Origin of the sequence: Enterococcus sp. AZ156, assembly GCF_051714165.1 — a bacterium.
GTDB lineage: Bacteria > Bacillota > Bacilli > Lactobacillales > Enterococcaceae > Enterococcus_B > Enterococcus_B pernyi.
In genome coordinates this window covers 106,316-125,407 of the sequence record NZ_JBIORI010000001.1, presented here as the reverse complement: position 1 = coordinate 125,407, position 19,092 = coordinate 106,316, and the positions used below count along the sequence as shown (strand labels likewise).

Here is a 19,092-nt window from a genome sequence, read left to right as displayed (position 1 = left end):
TATTTATTTTCATATTTATTATATATTTTTCATCCTTAAAAAACAAACATTTCCTTGTTTTTCCTAATTAAAAAACATCCATAGTTTATTCGTTATGTATTAATGATTGATGGTGACAAAACTTTCACAGACCTACTTATTAAAAAAAACCGAGCCAGCCGAGAATAGGAGAATCCTATCTCGAACTGATTCGGTTTTATCATTTGTTGATTATGAACGTGAATCGGAAGTTACAGATACAACAGCCCATGGATTGACAGCATCATATGCCCAGTTCCAATCTTTGACGCGGTCGTTTACTGGTAATACTTCGTTACGGAACAATGTTGGAATAGCAAAAGCTTCTTCAAATGCGTATTCTTGCCATTTTTTGTAAGCTTCTTTTTGGTAATCTGCATCAAATGCTGCACTTGAATTGATATCATTGATCAATTTTGTGTTTTCTTCTGACTCAAAACGAGTGTAGTTGAACGCTGCATTTGCACCCCATAGTCCACTTGGATTTGGATCTGTTCCTGTACTCCAAGCTGCTTGGTAGATATCGATTTCTGGATCATCATTTTCCAAACGATCATAGAATGAGTTGAATTCGATCAGACGACCTGTTGTATATTGAACATCTAAACCAATCTCTTTCCATTGTTGTACGTAGTAATCTGCTAATGGTTGTGCTGTTTCGCCACCTGCCATTGACGCAAAGTTGATTGTCAACTTGTTACCATCTTTGTCTTCACGGATACCATCGCCATCAACATCTTTATATCCTGCATCATCCAATAATTTGTTGGCTTTATCAAGATCTTGAGTGAAGCCTTTTAGATCTGCATCGTGGAAACTTTCAAATACTGGTGGAATCAATGAAGTTGCATTGCTTCTTAAACCAGCATAGAAACGTTCACCTACTGCCGCATTGTCTAAAGCATAGCCCATTGCTTGACGTAATGCTTTGTCAGCCATTTTTGAGTTTGGATCATATTCTACACTTCCACTTTCAGCATCCCATTTACCTAGTTTGAAACCTAAGTAAGTGTATGAAGTTTGCTGACGTCCTAGATTCGTATAACCAGCGATATCTTTGTATGTGTCATACGTATCTGTTGGCATTTGGAAAATCATGTCATATAATTTTGAATTTAATGCTTCTGTTGCACTTGCTGTTGGTAATGATTTCATTGTGATTTTCTTCAATTGTGGCGTACCATTCCAGTAGTATTCATTTGGTAAGAATTCTACTGATTCACCAGCAACGATGTTACTCATATAGTAAGGACCAAATGTCACAGGGTTCTTACGAACTTGATCACTTGATTCCATGTCTTTGATAGCAATTCCTTCAAGTGTGTGTTTTGGTGCTGCATATGTCCAAATTCCACCACCTGCTTGAAGCATGCTTGGGTTCATTTCTTTATATTCGATTTTAACAGTTTTATCATCTACTTTTGTAATTCCAGAAATCGTATCTGCACTACCGCTGTTATATTCTTCCATACCAACGATGTTACGGAATGTATCATCGTAACGGATACCAGTGTATTCAGAGTTTCCGATGATTTCATAAGGGAAAATAACATCATCTGCTGTGACATCGACACCATCAGACCATTTTACGTTGTCTTTAAGTGTGATTGTTGCTGTTTTTGCATCTTCATCTAATTCTAATGAGGCTGCTCCATCGTTTGTAATCGTGAAGTTATCATCATTTGTAAACAATGGTTCATGTGAAGGCGCCATAAACGCTGCATCAAAGGCATCTTGGTAAAATTCCCATTGGAATAATCCTTTGAACTGACTATCTGTTGCTACTGCCACATCTAGCTGTCCATCTTCGATTGCTTCATCATTATTCGTTGTAGCTAATGGGAAAGTCAATTCACTTTTATCCCCATTATCTGCTGAATTATTACCTGACGAGCTAGTTCCGCCGCCATTTCCACACGCTGCTAATGCTCCCACAGATAGCAGTGTGACAAATCCAAAAATCGTTTTCTTCATATCCTATTTTCCCCCTTCACTTCTCTTATCCTAAACGTTGTCGCGCATCTGCAGAGCGCTTAAATGCTTGTCCAACGTAGTTTATACTCAACATCAACACTAAAATTAGAATTGACGCGGGTAACCAAATCCATTGTCGATTCACTAAAACTTCACCATTACTTGCATAACCGATCAATGTTCCTAAACTAGGTACATTAGCTGGCAATCCAAAGCCTAAGAAAGTCAAAGTGGTCTCGATCCCAATATTTGCCGCAAAGTTCATTGTTAAGTTGGTGATGATCAATGAACTAAGGTTTGGCATGATTTCACGGAACATGATTTTGAAATCACTTGTTCCCATCGTTTTTGAAGCACTGACATAATCACGTCTAGCTTCTGATAACGTCTTACTTCTGAATAATCGGGCTTTAGCAACCCAATAAAATGCACTCATGATAAAAATAAATGACCAAACGTTATAGCGCGAAATGATCGAAACAAACACGATAATGATCAACATGATCGGTAAAATCATAATAAAATCAACAATACGCATCAATACGTTATCAATGATCCCACCATAAAACCCTGAAAGAATTCCAAGTCCTACTCCGATGATCGACGTAATGATCGTAATCGCAAAACCGATCATCACAGAGTTTCTTGCTCCGATGATCAATTGACCGAAGACATCACGTCCACCTTCATCTGCTCCTAAAAGGAATTTTGATCCTTGAGAAGAGATGGCGCCAGGTTCAGCATACTTATCAAAAATACTAACAAACATTACTTTATCTTGGTCAATAAAGATCGCCCCGATAAAAATAACTAATAGTAAAACAACTAACAAAGCCAGTGAAAAAATGGCTACTTTATCTTTTTTGAATTCTCGTGCAATCATTCGTATACCCATTGGTGGGATACTTTCTTGCGCAACTTCTTTGTTTTTATCACTCATGATCGATTCTCCCTTCTGTTTGATTTTTTTATTGGATTCGTATACGCGGATCAACAATGCTCATGATAATATCTGACAGCAGTGTTCCGACGAGCGTTGCGATTCCTAAAATCAAGACTAAGGCTGTGATTACGGTATAATCACGTTGACCGATTGAGTCAATAAACAATTTTCCGACACCAGGATAACCAAAGATTTTTTCGATAACGACAGAACCAGCAATCAATGAAGTGATTTCATACCCCATTTGAGATGCCATCGGCAATGCTGCATTACGGAAAATGTGACGACTGAATACTTTGTTTGTCGGCACCCCTTTGGAACGAGCTGTACGTACAAAGTCTAAGGATTTCGAATCAATGACTTCACTTCGTAAATACTGGATCGTTACTGCTGTGGCTAAAAAGGCCTGTGTGATCGATGGTAATAGAATGTATTGCAATCGATCCATCCATTGAGCGAAAAATCCTCCCTGGAAACCTAAAGTCTGAGAACCACTTGTTGGGAACCAACCTAAACGATAGCCAAAAACAAACAACATGATCAATCCGAAAATGAATAATGGAACAGCAAAACTGAAGAAGTTATAAATAACAACAGCTTTGTCCAAAATCGAATTTTGGTATCGACCAGCTAACATACCTAGTGGTACAGCAATCAAGTACGTAATAATAACAGTTAAAATAGATAAATATAAAGTATTGACGATTCGTTCTCCAATCAAAGAGGAAACCGAACGCTTATACAAGAAACTTTGTCCAAAATCACCTTGTAAGGCATTTCCGACCCAACGGAAATATTGTTCATACCAAGGATCATTCAAGCCCGCTGCCTGACGCATCTGCTCGATCACAGCTGGATCTTGGTTTGGGTTGATCAATCCTGTAAACGGATCTCCAGGCATGGCTTGCGCTAGCATAAAGATCAACACACTAAGAATGATCACTTGTGGGATCATCAAAAGAACTCTTCGTAGAATCGTTTTCCACATTAGCTAGCACCTCCATCTTTCAACGCTACTTTGTGTGTAGTGGTTAGTGTACGTAAATCATACACTCGCCCTGCTGTATCGTAGTAATCTTTTTGATGTTCGATATACTCACGTTCAACATTTCGTCGGTTTTGTTTTTGTATTTCCCGATTGTCTACATCAATTCGTGGAATCGCAGATAGTAAGCGTTTTGTGTAGATGTGGCGCGGATCATTATAGATATCTTCTCGTGTACCGATTTCAACAAATCGACCTTTGTACATGATCGCGATGTTGTCACACATGTGTTTTACGACACCCAAGTCATGAGAGATGAATAAATAGCTCAAACCAAATTCTTGTTGGATGCGTTTCATAAAGTTCAATACTTGTGCCTGAACAGATAAGTCTAGGGCAGATACAGGTTCATCAGCAACAATCAATTTAGGATTCGTTGCTACTGCTCGGGCAACCCCTAAACGCTGTCTTTGTCCACCAGAAAATTCATGAGGATATTTGTATAACGCATCTTCTGGCATCCCAACGATGTCCAATAAGCCTTTGACTTTTTTCTTTTCTTCCTGATCGCTCAAGCGTTCAAAGTTACGGATCGGCTCAGCGATAATGTCCAGTACTCGTTTTTTAGGATTTAAACTAGACATTGAATCTTGAAAGATCATTTGGACGTCTTTGTTGTAGCCGATTTTTTTGCGGTTACTTCTTTTCGTGACGTCTTTTCCTTCATACATGATTTGGCCAGAAGTCACTTTTTCTAGGCCGACAACCGCTTTTCCGGTTGTGGACTTCCCAGAACCTGATTCTCCAACTAGTCCGTATGTTTTTCCTTTTTCAATAATAAAATCGACACCGTCTACTGCATAGACATGGTCTGTTACTCGGTTGAAAAACCCACTGCGAATAGGATAGTGAACTTTCAAATCTTTGATTGTAATTAATTCTGACATCTACACCTCTCCTTTTTCGTCTCTAAAGTGGAAATGTTTATAACATGAGCAACGTACCATATGATTCGGTGCGATTTCATGCAAGACTGGATTTTCTTCGTGAGCGCTTGCTGGGATCCAAGGAATCCGTGGCGCAAATCGGCAACCTGTTCGTGGCATATTTTTTAATGAAGGGACTACGCCTTCAATCACATGTAACTCTGCCTCGTGATTTCCTTCTTGTGGAATCGAATTTAGCAATGATTGTGTATATGGGTGTTTTGGATTTTCAAATAACTCTTTGACTCCTGCAACTTCAACAAATTGTCCACCATACATCACAGCAACACGATCCGCCATTTCAGCTACGACACCTAAATCATGTGTGATCAAGATGATCCCAGTTTTAGTTTCTTCTTGTAAATCTTTCAGTAAGTCAAGGATCTGTGCTTGGATCGTTACGTCCAAGGCAGTCGTTGGTTCATCCGCGATAATGATCGGTGGCTTACATGCAATCGCAATCGCGATGATCACCCGCTGTCTCATCCCACCTGACAACTCATGAGGATACTGACGTCCAACTCGTGCAGGATTCGGAATCCCTACTTGTTCTAGTAATTCTAATGCACGTGCTTGTCTTTGCTCAGCAGTCATTTTTGTATGGTAAGACAAACCTTCTTTGATTTGGTCTTCAATTCTCATCAAAGGGTTTAGTGCAGATAATGGATCTTGAAAAATCATCCCAATATCATTTCCGCGGATCTTGTTATACAATGTTTCATTTAATTCAATTAAATTTAAATCATTGTACATGATCTCCCCTGTGATCTTTGTATTGTTAGGATCTAATAATCCCATAATCGTTGTAGCTAACGTACTTTTCCCGCAACCAGACTCACCAACGATGGCTAAGATCTCGTTTTTATCTAAAGTAAAAGAAACGTCGTCTACTGCATCGTAGTATTCATCTTTTAGACGGAAGCCTGTGTGTAGGTTCTGAACATCTAATAATTGGTTATCTGACAATCGAATACCCCTCTCTGCTCCCTCGATGGAAGTTTTTAATAAAAAAAATAATCCTACACTGAATAACAACTTAGCAAAAAAAAATTAAATAAGTAGCATTCTAAGGAGTGTGTAATTAATTATTAATAATTATATAGAAAACCGTTTTATATTGCAAGATTATTTCACACTGTTGCCAGAATTGTCTGAAAAATCTTACGTAGCTATGTCAGCTCCTAAAGAAGATTAAAAAAAAATGAGGTATGTGGCTAACCTTCTCTTTATCCTACTATTTTTATAAATTAAGAATCATTATAAAAATCTGCAAAAATCACTTTTTATATAAAAAACAGTTTTAACCTAAGAGGTGTCCTATTTTATAAAAGCATAATTATACAATACATACGAAATAGATATGTTGTGAAACTACCTCTTTCTATCGAATGTTGTGACATATTTCTTCTCTTTAAAAAAACTCTTTTATTTAAATAATTATGACTGAAAAAGCCAAGAAACCATGAAATAGCTAAACTATTTCTGACTTCTTGGCTTTGAGTTGAAATTGGCTTTTGCCAATTCATTCATCAGTTGATGTGTATTTATTCAATTTATTTCAAGTGTTTGCTGATATAATCCACGGCACCGCCGACTGTTTCGATTTGTTCAGCATCTTCATCAGAGATCTCTGTACCGAATTCATCTTCCAGTTCAAGAACAAATTCCATGATACTAATTGAATCAGCTTTCAGATCATCTTTAATGTTCAATTCATCTGTCACTTTGTCTGTATCCATTTCAAAGTGATTTGAAATGATTTTAGCTACCTTATTAAATACTTCTTCGCGCGTCAATTTTTTCACCCCCACAATTCTTAGAACTACTACGTTTTCTTCACCATAGCTAATTTTACTGACAATTTTTTGGAATGTCCACCCTTTTTTCTCCATCAGCTTGTCAATTCGTAGAAAATTTAGTCCTCTTTTTTCTCAAATTGCTCCACCAGTTGTCCTACAACATTGGTTTCAAGCATTGTATGGATTTGACGGATCGTATAGCGAACTGCATCTGGTCCAGTTGCACCATGCGTTTTGATAACTGGTGCTTTCAATCCAAATAAAACAGCTCCTCCATGTTTTGAATAGTCCATTTCAGATTTCAAAGAGCGCAAACCGTCTTTTAGCAGTAATGCACCCATTTTACCTTTGATGCCTTCATTCAAGATGGCAGATTTCAATAAGGTCATCATATTCATCGCTGTGCCTTCAATGGATTTCAACACTGCATTTCCGGTAAAACCATCGGTTACTACGACGTCTGCCACACCATTTAGTAAGTCACGCGCTTCCACATTGCCAATGAAGTTCAAGCTTGTTTCATTTTGCAAAAGTTCAAAGGCTTGTTTTGTCAATTCACTGCCCTTAGTCTCTTCCGTCCCATTATTGAGCAATGCGACACGAGGTCGTCCGATACCACGAACTTTTCTTGCATAAAATGACCCTAAAATACCATATTGTAAAAGATGCTCTGGTTTGTTTTCTGCATTTGCACCTAAATCTAGCATATCAAACCCTTCGCCTTCATTGCCAATAACTGGCAATGTGGACATTAGTCCAGGGCGTTCGATGTTTTTGATGCGTCCAACAATAAACAAGCCAGCTGCTAGTAAGGCTCCTGTATTTCCTGCTGAAAAAATCGCATCTGCTTCCCCATTTTTAACTGCTTGGGCAGCTAAAACCATTGAAGCAGTTTTCTTGCGACGGATCGCTTTAACTGGTTCGTCATCACTATTGATTTTTTCGTCAGTATGGACGATTGTGATATTTTTTTCGTCTGTCAAATATTTTTTGATCTCTGATTCTTTACCGTAAAGAACAAATTCCAACTCAGGGAAATCTTTTTGTGCTAGAGCGATTCCTTCCACAATGGCTTGTGGTGCGTGATCTCCGCCCATTGCATCTACTGCAATTCTCATTATTATTTCCACTCCTTGTCATCATTTTGAAAGTATTGATAATCTGTTAATCAAAATAACGATTATCTTGTTCGCCTAATTGCAACTTGGCTGTTAATGGTTGATATTCAGGTAATAACTGCCAGTCTTTGATTTGCCAGATTGCCGCAGCTTCTTCACGGGCAACCTCTAAGACATTCCCATCTGTTACTAGATCTGCGATCGCAAATTCTGGCAAGCCGGATTGACGGAAGCCAAATACCTCTCCAGGCCCTCGTAATTCTAAATCCTTTTCACTCAAGATAAAGCCATTCGTGGTCTCTGTCATGATTTTCATTCGTTCGACACCCAGTTCATTTTTCGGATTTGCCACGAGGATACAATAAGAAGCCTCACTTCCTCGACCGACACGCCCACGCAACTGATGCAGCTGAGCTAATCCAAAACGATCCGCATCCATGATCAACATGACCGTTGCATTCGGCACATTGACACCGACCTCGATCACTGTGGTTGACACTAAGATCTGGAGTTGATTTTCTTTGAATGTTTCCATGATCTGATCTTTTTCTTGATTCTTCATTTTACCATGCAACAAGCCAACTTCATATTCTGGTGCAAATAACTCACGAAGTTTTTCGTAAATTTCCACTGCATTTTTCACATCTAACGCTTCGGACTCCTCAATCAATGGACAAATCACATACATTTGATGCCCTCTGCGCAATTCTTTATAGGTCCATTCTAGCACGCTATCTAATTGAGGTGTTCGGACCCATCTTGTTTCGATCGGAATCCGTCCAGCGGGAAGCTCGTCGATTACAGATACATCCATTTCGCCGTATGCTGTAATTGCTAAAGTTCGAGGGATAGGGGTGGCAGTCATAAACAACACATCTGGACGCCAACCCTTCTCACGCAATACTTTTCGTTGGTTCACGCCAAAACGATGTTGCTCATCGGTGATCACTAAACCCAGATTTTGGAATGCGACACCTTCTTGAATCAGTGCATGTGTTCCCACAACGATATCGATTTCCCCATTTTCTAACCGTTCTAATAGCTCGCGACGTTCTTTTGCTTTCGTTGATCCGGTCAATAACGCAACGGTCACTTCATTTGGGTCAAATAATTGGGATAAACTTTCCACATGTTGTTGCGCCAATATTTCTGTTGGGACCATCAACGCTCCTTGAAAGCCAGCAGTCACTGTCGCATATAAAGCAATCGCAGCAACAACGGTCTTTCCACTTCCCACATCCCCTTGCAACAAACGCTGCATATGGTGTGGATTACGGAGATCACGGCAAATTTCATTAGTGACACGTTTTTGTGCCGTCGTTAATTCAAACGGCAACTTTTTCGTAAATTGTTTTAATCGTTCCACATCATAAAGGATCTCTAAGCCATTCTTTTCAGACTTTTCGGCTTTTTTCAGTCCTTGTAACTGCATCTGGAAAAAAAAGAATTCTTCAAAAACAATCCGTCGTTTGGCTTGATGATTTTCCTCATGATTTTGCGGAAAATGCATACTTCTTACAGCAGTTGGACGATCAAGCAAACGGTATTTTTCAATTAAAGATAGTGGTAAATTTTCTTCAATCAAATCACCATACTCACTAAACCCTCGACGGATCAGATCGACCAGTGTCGTTTGGCGAATGGATTTGTTGACATGATAGATCGGAGAGAAATCATCTGGACTTTGCGAACCAAGGATCTTCATCCCATTTAGTGCTTTACGTTTCGCATCCCATTTCCCATAAACTGCGATTTCTTCAGATAAAATGACTTTATCTTTCAAATAGGGCTGATTGAAGAAAGAAACATTGAATACTTCATGTTCTTGCATCATTCGAAACTGCAGACGGCTTTTTTTGTAGCCAAAACGACTCATTACTGGCGGAGAGACAACTAACCCTTTTAATGTAACTTTTTCTTGGTCTTGGATTTCGTTTAGATTTCTTTCTTGGATATCTTCATAACGAAAAGGATAGTAAGTTAATAAGTCTTCGATTGTATGGATGCCTAGACTAGCCAAGCTATCCGCTCTTTTTTGACCAACACCTGCCAGCACTGTGACTGGATCAGCTAACGAACGCATAAGATTTCCCTCCTTTAACAAAAAAAGGAACTTGGTCAACGATTTGCAAATCGTTGACCGAAGATCCTTTCAAATGATTTTCTGCTTTATCTATCGGCTTCAGGCTGTATTATTCAGCAGAAAATAAATAAGGATAGACAGGTTGATCTCCTTGATGGATCTCGATTTCTAACTCAGGATATTTGTCGCTCAGTTGAGCCGCAAATGCTTGTGCTTGCTCTGCAGACCCGTCTTCTCCGGTTAATATCGTGACGATCTCAGTATCCTCGTTGATCATTTGCTCTAATGTAGCAAGTGATGTCGCTAAGATGTCTGGATTAGAGATCACGATTTTCCCATCGATCATCCCTAAGAAATCACCTTCTGTGATTTTCACTCCGTCGATCATCGTGTCGCGGATCGCATGTGTCACTTGACCACTGACAACACTTGAAAGCACATCTGTCATCGTTTCTTTATTTTCTTCTAACGTTGCTTGTTCATTGAAGGACAACATCGCTGTCAATCCTTGAGAGACTGTTTTTGATGGAACAACAGCAACTGGAAGTTCAGCCACTTCAGCCGCTTGATCAGCTGCCATAAAGATATTTTTGTTATTCGGTAAGATGATGACTTTATCTGCATTCACTTCATTGATCGCTTTCACGATATCTTCCGTACTTGGATTCATCGTCTGTCCACCACTGATCACGTAGTTTGCTCCTAGACTTTCAAATAACTCTTGCACACCTTTTCCGGCTGCGATGGCAACGATCCCGTAAGGTACACGAGGCTTCGTTTGTGCGACCGGCGCTGAAGGGGCTTGGTCATGTTCTAAGATCGTTTCATGTTGCAAACGCATGTTGTCCACTTTGACTTTCACTAGGGAACCAAATTTCTGTCCGTAATTCATGACTTCCCCAGGGTTTTCTGTATGAACGTGTACTTTGATGATTTCATCGTCATTGACCACTAACAGGGAATCCCCAAGGCCATCTAGATAGTTACGAAACTCTTCATAATCAAATGTACTATCTACAGTTGGACCTTCACCGATCTTCACCATGATTTCTGTACAGTAACCATAATGGATATCCTCAGTTGCTAACTGACCTTGCACACTACGATGATGCTCTGCATTTACCATATCGTCCATTTGAGCAGGAGATGGTTCATAGACCTCGTCTGCTTGGTATTCACCATTCAACGCAGTTAAAAAACCTTCGTATACGAATAATAGTCCTTGACCGCCACTATCAACAACGCCTACTTCTTTTAATACAGGCAATAAATCAGGTGTTTTTGCTAACGCACGTTTCCCACCTTTAACGACCGCAGTCATGACTTCGATCACATCATCTGTTGATTTTGCTTTTTTCTCACCAGCTTTGGCAGCTTCTCTTGCGACTGTCAGGATCGTTCCTTCGACAGGTTTCATTACTGCTTTATAAGCTGTTTCGACCCCATGAGTAAAAGCTGCAGCTAAATCTGTTGCTGTCAAAACAGTCACATCAGGGATTTGTTTTGAAAAACCACGGAACAACTGAGATAAAATAACCCCAGAGTTTCCTCTTGCCCCCATCAATAAACCTTTAGATAACAGCGCTGCTAATTCTCCTACCTTTTCAGAGGTAGAATCAACAACGGCTTTTGCACCACTTGTCATTGATAAATTCATATTGGTACCGGTATCTCCATCGGGAACCGGGAATACATTTAGGGAATTGACGTATTCTGCATTTTTTTGTAGCCGATTCGCACCGGACTGAACCATTTCCTGGAATTGGCTTGCACTAATTTCTGTTACACTCACCTAGATAATCCTCCTTCAGATCGACTGCTGAACAGTCAGCAAGTCTCCTGCCTAGTCTGGCAGTACACGAACACCTTGCACGAAGACATTTACTGAATTGGCTGTAACACCTAGTAAAGTCTCCAAGTTATATTTCACTTTTTCTTGGACATTACGAGAAACTTCTGAAATTTTTGTGCCATAACTAATGATTGTATAAACATCTACTGCGATCCCATTAGCTTCTTGGCGGACAACTACTCCTCTTGAGTAATTTTCTTTACGCAAAATTTCAGTGATATTATCTTTGATTTGATTCTTGCTAGCCATTCCTACAACACCAAATACATCTGTTGCGGCACCACCAACAACTGTTGCGATGACATCATTGGTAATTTCAATGGTTCCAGCTGACGTTTGAATTTTTACAGCCATGAATGAGCCTCCTTAACGGGTAAAATATTCCCATTTTTCTACTATCACATTTTATCATAGCGTCAACCGAAATAAAAGGTTGTTCCCTTAAAGTACTCAAAAACCATTGAAAAAAATTAGGAAAAGACTTTGTTCACGTTACAATTAATCACTGAAAATGTCAATCAATTCTATGAAAATATGCTTGCAAATTCCTACGCCATATGATATGTTATTCTGGTATGAGCTGAATTTACTATTGCTCCAAATCAAGGCAAAGGAGGAAATTTACATGGCAAAAGTTTGTTACTTTACAGGTCGCAAGACAAAAAGTGGAAACAACCGTTCACATGCGATGAACTCAACAAAACGTACAGTTAAACCTAACTTACAAAAAGTTCGCGTATTGATTGACGGCAAACCTAAAAAAGTTTGGGTGTCAACTCGTGCGTTGAAATCAGGAAAAGTTGAACGCGTATAATTGAATGAAATGATTTGAACCGTTCAACAAAATGAACGGTTTTTATTTTTTGCGAATCATTATCAAATGAGAGACATTTCCTCAACTACATGAAACTTAAGAAGAAAAAATAAAAAAGGCTTAAAACAATCAATCACCCAGATAATTGTTTTAAGTCTTCTTTTATGTGCCACTATCCCTCAGATAGTGATAAGTATATGTTTTTTTATAATTGTTACAAATAAAACATAACGTATTTGCAAACGCCTGTCAACACTTTATTTTAAAGTAGAAAGTGTTTTCTTATTTTGTGTTATTTTCTTAATGTAAATGTAATTTAAACTCACAAATGTTATTTAATTTCAAATGTAATTTTTTTATGAATTTGGTTGTATTTTCAGCAAGTAAAATCATGAATGTGATAAACTAATGATAACTTCAAATAGAAATTTGGTGACTGAATTGTAATGAAAACAACATTGAAAAAATTCTTAAAAGAAAACGGCCGCTATGCAGCTGCTAGCTTCTTTATCCCTTTGCTGATTCTTTTATTGGTTTATTTAAGTATCGGTATTTATCCAGGAAGTGATCGGAGCATCTTGGCTAGTGATGCTTTCTCACAATTTTCAAACTTTCATGCAAGCTTCCGTAATATGTTGTTAGGGAAACAAAGCATTTTTTACACGTGGAATGCCTCACTTGGCTTAAATTATCTATCATTGATTTCTTATTATTTAGGTGGACTTTTCACACCACTCGTTTTATTGTTCCCGAATCAATTGATGCCAGATGCCTTGTATCTCATCACCTTACTAAAGGTTGGTTCAGCAGGTTTATCCTTCTGGTTTCTAGCGCGTACCTATCGCATTCCACATTGGGGGCAAGTCGCATTAAGTGTCAGTTATGCGTCGATTTCATTTATCACTGCCCATTCAGAGATCATCATGTGGTTAGACACCTTCGTCTATCTTCCTCTGATCATTTTAGGTATCCATCGTGTGATGGACCAAAAGAAACCTATTTTATTGTTTGTTAGTTACTTGCTTTTGTTCTTATCCAGTTTTTATATGGGCTTCATGGTCGGGGTCTTCTCCTTTTTATACTTTGTTACACGACTACTGACGAATTGGCGGAGGTACAAAGGAACGATTTTACCTTATGGGATCACCTCTTTATTAGCAGGAGGTGCATCGATGGTGATCATCCTGCCTGCCATTCTCGATCTACGTGCCAATGGCGAAGCGTTGACGCAGATCACTTCATTGAAGACGGAAGCAACTTCTTATTTAGATTTATTGATGAAAAACATGGTGGGTGTTTATGACACGACGAAATATGGATCGATCCCATTTATCTATGCTGGGTTGTTTCCTTTAGCATTATGCCTCTTGTATTTTGTCAGTCGCAAATTCCCCTTGAAAAATAAGTTGTTGTTCGGTGGGCTATTCGCGATCTTGATTGCTAGCTTCTATTTCGTTCCTTTGAATTTATTCTGGCATGGGATGCACGCACCAAATATGTTCTTATTCCGTTATGCCTATCTCTTTTCATTTCTCGTACTCTTGTTAGCGGCTCATAGTTGGGAACAGCTACAGGAGAAGGATCAGAAGCGATTGCTAGGCGTCATCATTGTACTAGCGACTGCTTTTGCTACAGCATGGGGAATCAAACCAGATGGCAGTTACACGTATGTCACGCTCACATCCTTTGTTTTGACGTTAGTCTTTTTAGCGCTCTACGCATTGACGATTGGTTTATTCCAACAACACCCATTTGATCTGAAACGTTTGAGTATTCTTCTGTTACTATTGATGACAGCAGAAGCCGCAGTCAATACCAACAGTATGATCCATGGCATTCTCGATGATTGGAATTATGCCTCAAGAAGTTTGTATACCGAACCTTATCCTGAAATCAAAACGTTAGTTGATGCCTCGAAAAAGGATTCCGATACGTTTTATCGATTAGAAAACCTTGATCCTGTTTCACCGAATGATTCGATCAATTATGGTTATAGTGGAATCAGTATGTTCTCCTCAATCAGAAATCGTAACTCTTCCTCTTACTTGGATACTTTAGGCTTCCGTTCTAGAGGAACAAATTTGAACATTCGCTACAATAATAACACCTTGTTGATGGATGGATTTACGGGAATCAAATACAATATTGCTAAAAACGACAGTAGCTTTAATAAATACGGCTTCCAATCCGTCGAACAAACGGACAACTATACTTTGTACGAAAATAGTAATGCTGTGCCATTAGCCTTTAAAGCACCTTTGACGATCAATAAGATCGAACAGCCGATAGGTGATAATCTAACTAGTCAAACAAATTTGATGAATGCTCTTTCTGGGTTGAATCAATCATTCTTTACGTTTTACAAACCAACCCTAAAAAGTCAACAGAACACGAAGATCACAACAACGACAAATGGGGTCACTTATAGTGAAACAGCGAATAATCAACCAAAAGAATTGACTTGGGAAGTCCAAGTACCTGCGAATACCCAAGCATATCTCAGCCTGTTTCCAACGAATTTCGCACAGTTAGAAAGCTCTACAGCAACTATTACCGTCAATGGCGTATCTAGAAAATCTCAAATTAACATTACTGGCCAATATTATGATTTAGGTTATTACCCACAAGACACAACAGTTACCTTCACTGCAAGCTTCTATGGGACCAAAGAAGTCAGCTTTATGGAACCACAAGTGGTCGGACTTGATGTCGTAGCGTATCAAGCCGCAATCAACCAAATCAGAAATAACGGTGTAGAGATGACTACTACCGGTCGAACAGCTACAGGAAAAGTAACCGCGACTGAAAAAACGATGATAGCCACGACTATCCCTTATGATGGTGGTTGGACCGCTAAAATCGATGGCGAAAAAGTTCCTGTGAAGAAATTCCAAGATGCCTTTTTGATGGTGGAAGTTCCTGAAGGTGAACATACGATTACTTTTAGTTACATGCCAAAAGGATTCATTCCTGGCTTACTTCTCTTTATTGGATGTATTGCCTTGTTTATCTTGTATCTATGGTACCTTCGTAAACGTCAGCCGTTTCGCGGCGTTATTGATCCTATAAACGAAAACGATGATCACCGTCCAAGACGTGAACGTCGTCGCGTAAGATAAAAAAAGCGTTTCGGTGATTGCCGAAACGCTTTTTTCTTGTATGCTATTCATATTTTACTTCGTATAGGTATAACCCTTCCGGATGAGCAGTCGGACCTGCTGCATTGCGGTCTTTTTTTGCAATGATTTCCGGCAGACAATCTTCTGGCAAACGATCGTTGCCTATTTTTAACAACGTTCCAACTAAAATGCGAATCATTTTATAAAGGAAGCCATCACCACGAAACGTAAACGTCAACTCATCGCCTGCTTCATTGACCTGTAAACTGGCTTCATAGATAGTCCGTACTTTATCTTCAATGGAACTTCCAGAAGCACAAAACGAAGTGAAATCATGCGTACCAAGTAAATCAGGCAATGCTCGTTCAATCTTTGCTACATCTATTGGATAAGGAAAATAGCTTGCATAATGTCTACGGAAGGGACTACGTGGTTTTCCGATATCTACTTTGAATTGATAGGTTTTTTCTTTCACTAGATAGCGTGCGTGAAAAGTTTCTGGCACAATCTCCACACTTTTTACAGCAATATCTTCTGGCGACTGCGTATCTAACCCAAAACGCATACGTTCCAAAGGTCGCTCTTCTGGATAATCAAAGTGGATGACTTGACCGATTGCATGAACCCCTGCATCTGTCCGTCCAGATCCAAAAATCGTGATTTCTTTTCCATTTGCCATCTTCTTTAAGGTTTTTTCCAGTTCTTCTTGGACCGTTCGTCCGTTAGGTTGTTTCTGAAAACCATTGAACTGGGTACCATCATAGGCAATGATTGCTTTATAGCGTACCATTCATCTTCCCCTGTTCTCATTCATCTTTGATAAGTTTAGCTACGGATAAACACCAGTACGATGGTCATAAGCCCAAAAGCAACCATAACAATAGTATCTTGTAAGTGCCAGTGAAGGATACGGTATTTTGTCCGACCTTCCCCACCTTGGTAGCCTCTTGCTTCCATCGCTGTAGCTAGATCTTCCGCACGATTGAAACTGCTGACAAATAGCGGAATCAGTAAAGGAATCACCGCTTTCATTTTTTGCACTAGACTTCCTTCGCCAAAGTCAACACCACGCGCGCGCTGTGCATTCATGATTTTTTCGGTTTCGTCCATCAATGTCGGCACAAAACGTAAAGCGATCGAAAGCATCAACGATACTTCATGTACTGGAAAGCGAACAACTTTCAATGGTCGTAACAAATATTCGATCGCATCGGATAATTCTAAAGGTGGCGTTGTCAGTGTCAATAAAGTGGACATAAAGATGATCAAAACAAACCGACAAAAAATAAATAGTCCGTTCATGACACCAAATTGAGTGATATTGAAAATCCCCCAACTCCAATACGTTTCTCCACCACTTGTAAACAATACTTGTAAGCCTACAGTGAATAGGATCAACCAGATCAATGGACGGATACCTCGAATAAAGAATTTGATATCTACTTTTGACAAGAAAACAGCAAATAAGGTAAACGCCGCTAATAAGGCATATGTCTGCCAGTTATTGGCTAAGAAGATAATGCCGATAAAATAGAAACTTGCCAATAACTTTGCACGTGGATCTAACCGATGGATAAATGAGTCTCCAGGCATATAACGACCAAAAATCAATTTATTCATCATGAGCAGTACCTCCCACCAGTTTAACCAATTGGTCCGCTAATGCGTCTGCAGTAATCGGCAATTCATCAAAACGGATGCCTTTTACACGTAGTTCCTCTGCAAACTCAGTGGCTGTTGGTACCCCTAACTGCCGTTCTTTTAACCATTCAAGATGTTGGAAGACTTCTTTTGGTTCTCCGCACTTAACAATGCGACCTTTCTCCAATACATAAACAAAATCGGCATAGTTTGCCACATCATCCATCAAATGGGTGACTAATACAATCGTGATTTGCTGTTCTTTATGCAAACGCCAGAACATATCCATCATTTCTTTTCTTCCTTGTGGATCTAACCCAGCTGTTGGCTCATCTAAGACGAGAACTTCGGGTTTCATAGCTAGAACACCGGCAATCGCTACACGTCGCATTTGACCACCTGACAGCTCGAAAGGCGAGCGTTCTAAATACGTCTCATCTAAGCCGACTTGTTCTAAGGTTTCCTTTGCCAGTAGAGTCGCCTCTTCCTCACTTACACCAAAGTTTTTTGGGCCAAACGCAATATCTCTTGCGACCGTTTCTTCAAACAACTGTGCCTCTGGAAATTGAAAAACAATACCGACTTTTTTTCGAATCGGTTTCAAATTTTTATTATCTGTATCGGGTTTGATCTGACGATCGCCGATTTGGACGGTTCCTTCCGTCGGTTTGATCAACGCATTCAAATGCTGAAGCAAGGTGGATTTCCCACTTCCAGTATGACCCACTAATGCAGTGTAGCTGTTTTCTTTGATCAACAAGTCAATATCAAATAAAGCTCGTTGCTCGAATGGTGTGTTCGGTTGGTACGTAAAGTTTACTTTTTCAAAACGGATGTCCATAACCAATCCACCATCCTTTCTTCTGTCATGTATTCTTTAGGCACTTCAATGCCACGTTCTTTCAAGGCACTTTTTAGTTTTTCAGGAAAAGGCAAATCTAACCCTAGATTGATTAGTTCAGGTCCGGCAGAGAAAATCTCCTTCGGTGTTCCTTCATTCACTAGTTCGCCTTCTTTCATCACGAAAATACGATTTGCATTAGCTGCTTCATCAATATCATGCGTGATTGAAATAACGGTCAGTTGACTTTCCTCTTTGATTTCTTTGATCGTTGTGATGACTTCTTCACGACCTTCAGGATCTAACATACTTGTTGCTTCATCCAAGATGATGATTTCTGGTCGGAGGGCTACAACACCGGCAATCGCCACACGTTGTTTCTGTCCACCGGAAAGACGAACCGGTTCTCTTGTCGCAAAATCAGACATTCGAACTTTTTCAAGAGCATCTTTCACTCGAACGATCATTTCTTCTCGAGGAATGCCTTGATTCTCTAAACCAAAGGCCACATCATCCTCTACTGTTGATCCAACAAATTGATTGTCCGGATTTTGAAAGACCATGCCGACTTTTTGGCGGATCGTCCATATATTCTCTTCATTTAGTATTTGATTACCAACTTTGACCGTCCCAGACTCAGGAAGGAGTAAGCCATTGATCGTTTTTGCAAGCGTTGATTTACCAGAACCATTGTGCCCGATAATCGCGATCCATTCTCCTTTATTGATCGTGAAAGAAACATCTTTCAATGCTGGTCGTAAATCTTCTGGTTGGTATTTGTAATTAATCTTTCCTAATTCAATAATCGGCTCCATAAGTACTCCCTCTTCATCCTAAAGTTCCTATTAACCCTATCAAAAAACTGCTTAGTTTTCAATCATTTCTGATTTTTAAAATGTTTTTTTATACCTTCAAGACT

At 39.4% G+C, this 19,092-nt stretch carries 16 protein-coding genes; 2 read left to right on the top strand and 14 right to left on the bottom strand.

Annotated features, from left to right (window positions below; translation table 11 throughout):
• Positions 1-210 precede the first annotated feature (210 nt).
• From IGJ95_RS00645 to IGJ95_RS00600, 10 genes are all read right to left on the bottom strand, one after another.
• Positions 211-1,992 carry an oligopeptide ABC transporter substrate-binding protein gene (locus IGJ95_RS00645; RefSeq protein ID WP_023518908.1) on the bottom strand — a complete coding sequence of 594 codons (1,782 nt, stop codon included), beginning with the start codon at positions 1,990-1,992 and terminating at the stop codon, positions 211-213.
• 25 nt (positions 1,993-2,017) lie between these two features.
• The gene (locus IGJ95_RS00640) at positions 2,018-2,932 is read right to left on the bottom strand and encodes an ABC transporter permease (protein WP_010734434.1); all 915 of its coding nucleotides are present in this window, start codon (positions 2,930-2,932) and stop codon (positions 2,018-2,020) included.
• Positions 2,933-2,960: 28 nt separating this feature from the next.
• A complete protein-coding gene (opp4B, locus tag IGJ95_RS00635; protein WP_010734435.1) occupies positions 2,961-3,923 on the bottom strand; it encodes an oligopeptide ABC transporter permease in 963 nt (320 codons plus the stop codon).
• A complete protein-coding gene (locus IGJ95_RS00630) occupies positions 3,923-4,867 on the bottom strand; it encodes an ABC transporter ATP-binding protein (RefSeq protein WP_010734436.1) in 945 nt (314 codons plus the stop codon). Before IGJ95_RS00630 ends, opp4B begins: the two co-directional genes overlap by 1 nt.
• Complete coding sequence (locus IGJ95_RS00625) at positions 4,868-5,872, bottom strand: ABC transporter ATP-binding protein (RefSeq protein ID WP_010734437.1); 1,005 nt, start codon at positions 5,870-5,872, stop codon at positions 4,868-4,870.
• A 587-nt stretch (positions 5,873-6,459) separates the two neighbouring features.
• Complete coding sequence (gene acpP, locus IGJ95_RS00620) at positions 6,460-6,702, bottom strand: acyl carrier protein (RefSeq protein WP_023518907.1); 243 nt, start codon at positions 6,700-6,702, stop codon at positions 6,460-6,462.
• A gap of 119 nt (positions 6,703-6,821) precedes the next feature.
• A complete protein-coding gene (plsX, locus tag IGJ95_RS00615; protein WP_438761227.1) occupies positions 6,822-7,823 on the bottom strand; it encodes a phosphate acyltransferase PlsX in 1,002 nt (333 codons plus the stop codon).
• A gap of 46 nt (positions 7,824-7,869) precedes the next feature.
• Positions 7,870-9,906 carry an ATP-dependent DNA helicase RecG gene (gene recG / locus IGJ95_RS00610; RefSeq protein ID WP_023518906.1) on the bottom strand — a complete coding sequence of 679 codons (2,037 nt, stop codon included), beginning with the start codon at positions 9,904-9,906 and terminating at the stop codon, positions 7,870-7,872.
• Between the two features lie 109 nt (positions 9,907-10,015).
• Positions 10,016-11,698, bottom strand: coding sequence for a DAK2 domain-containing protein (locus IGJ95_RS00605; RefSeq protein WP_062805886.1), 1,683 nt, complete (start codon positions 11,696-11,698; stop codon positions 10,016-10,018).
• Between the two features lie 51 nt (positions 11,699-11,749).
• Entirely contained in the window at positions 11,750-12,112 is a 363-nt protein-coding gene (locus IGJ95_RS00600) for an Asp23/Gls24 family envelope stress response protein (RefSeq protein ID WP_010720424.1), read from the bottom strand.
• Positions 12,113-12,383: 271 nt separating this feature from the next.
• On the opposite strand from IGJ95_RS00600, the gene rpmB reads away from it, so the two are divergent.
• Positions 12,384-12,572 (top strand): 50S ribosomal protein L28, encoded by a 189-nt coding sequence (rpmB, locus tag IGJ95_RS00595; RefSeq protein ID WP_010734442.1) that lies wholly within the window; start codon positions 12,384-12,386, stop codon positions 12,570-12,572.
• Between the two features lie 446 nt (positions 12,573-13,018).
• The gene (locus IGJ95_RS00590) at positions 13,019-15,691 is read left to right on the top strand and encodes a YfhO family protein (protein ID WP_137071905.1); all 2,673 of its coding nucleotides are present in this window, start codon (positions 13,019-13,021) and stop codon (positions 15,689-15,691) included.
• Positions 15,692-15,734: 43 nt separating this feature from the next.
• Here IGJ95_RS00590 and truA read toward each other — a convergent pair whose 3' ends face one another.
• From truA to IGJ95_RS00570, 4 genes are read right to left on the bottom strand one after another with little or no spacing between them, the layout of a single operon-like run.
• A complete protein-coding gene (truA, locus tag IGJ95_RS00585; protein ID WP_010734445.1) occupies positions 15,735-16,481 on the bottom strand; it encodes a tRNA pseudouridine(38-40) synthase TruA in 747 nt (248 codons plus the stop codon).
• A gap of 35 nt (positions 16,482-16,516) precedes the next feature.
• Positions 16,517-17,314: an energy-coupling factor transporter transmembrane component T family protein gene (locus tag IGJ95_RS00580; RefSeq protein ID WP_010734446.1), complete on the bottom strand. Its 798-nt coding sequence runs from the start codon at positions 17,312-17,314 to the stop codon at positions 16,517-16,519.
• A complete protein-coding gene (locus IGJ95_RS00575; RefSeq protein WP_153829983.1) occupies positions 17,304-18,173 on the bottom strand; it encodes an energy-coupling factor ABC transporter ATP-binding protein in 870 nt (289 codons plus the stop codon). The genes IGJ95_RS00580 and IGJ95_RS00575 overlap by 11 nt, the downstream gene beginning before the upstream one ends.
• Positions 18,149-18,988, bottom strand: coding sequence for an energy-coupling factor ABC transporter ATP-binding protein (locus IGJ95_RS00570; RefSeq protein WP_010734448.1), 840 nt, complete (start codon positions 18,986-18,988; stop codon positions 18,149-18,151). The genes IGJ95_RS00575 and IGJ95_RS00570 overlap by 25 nt, the downstream gene beginning before the upstream one ends.
• Positions 18,989-19,092 lie beyond the last annotated feature (104 nt).